This window comes from Croceibacterium selenioxidans (genome assembly GCF_018599195.1).
GTDB classification, from domain to species: Bacteria; Pseudomonadota; Alphaproteobacteria; order Sphingomonadales; family Sphingomonadaceae; genus Croceibacterium_A; species Croceibacterium_A selenioxidans.
Genome location: NZ_JAHFVK010000004.1, coordinates 1 through 1,228 on the forward strand (window position 1 = coordinate 1; position 1,228 = coordinate 1,228).

Below are 1,228 nucleotides of genomic sequence, written 5' to 3' on the forward strand. Positions count from 1 at the left end.
GCTTGGCAAGTCGTGCGATCCGTTGCAGAAACTCAAGCCAATAAGAACGGGACACGCAGTTCCGATTGAGGGGGATGACCGTCATGCGCATGCCATCGCGCCTGCTTCGTATTGCTTTGCTTTTGCCGGCGTCGCTGTTGCTGGGCCTAAGTGCGGGAGTGGCGGCCCAGGAGCATCACGCCCATGGGCCTGCAGCGGCTGCCGCAGGCACGCCGCCGTCAGCGATGAGGACAGGGCGCTGGTCCGATCCGGCCACCTGGCCTGACGGAAAGGTGCCGGGCCAGGGCGACGCGGTCACGATCGGGCGGGACATGGCGGTGGTGCTCGACGTCGATCCCCCCGCCCTGCGCAGCCTGACCATCGACGGCAAGCTCAGCTTTGCCGACGATCGCGATATCGGCCTCGAAACCGAGTGGATCTATCTGCGCGGGGGCGAGCTGCAGATCGGCAGCGAGGCCCAGCCCCATACGCGCCAGGCCACCATCACCCTGACCGACACGGTCCCGGGGGAAGACGTCAACACCATGGGCGACCGCGGGATCGTGCTCATGGGCGGGACGCTGAGCCTGCACGGCGACCGCGCGCACACCTGGACCAAGCTTGCCCAGACCGCCGCGGCCGGCAGCAGGCAGATCGAAGTGCTCGATGCCTCCGGCTGGCGCAAGGGCGACGAGATCGTCCTCGCCTCGACCGACTTCAATCCCCGGCAGGCCGAGCGGCGCACCGTCGCGGCCATCAAGGGCAACGTAATTACGCTCGATCGCGCCCTCGACTACATGCACTTCGGCCAGATCACCTATGGGGTCGACGAGCGCGGCGAGGTCGGCCTGCTGACGCGCAATATTCGCATCCAGGCGTCCGATGACGCGGAACGCTCCTACTTCGGCGGCCACATCATGGCGATGGCCGGGTCCAAGGTGCAGGTCTCGGGCGTCGAGCTCAATCGCATGGGCCAGCACCTGCACCTCGCCCGCTACCCGATGCACTGGCACCTGCTGGGCGAAGGCCAGGGGCAGTACATCCAGAACTCCTCGATCCACGACACCTACAGCCGCTGCGTGACCGTGCACGGCACCAACAACGTGCGCGTGGAAAACAACGTCACCTTCAACACCGTGGGCCACTGCTTCTTCCTCGAAGACGCGGTCGAGACCGGCAACCAGTTCGTCCACAACCTCGGCATCATGACCAAGTGTCATCCCACCCTGCCCTGCGAACCGACGAATCT

Annotated in this window: 1 protein-coding gene; it reads left to right on the forward strand. The window is 65.8% G+C overall.

The genetic code is table 11. The annotated features are described in order from the left end of the window. Positions 1-83: 83 nt before the first annotated feature. The coding region (locus KK137_RS16500; protein WP_214537798.1) for a G8 domain-containing protein at positions 84-1,228 on the forward strand (1,145 nt) is incomplete at its 3' end.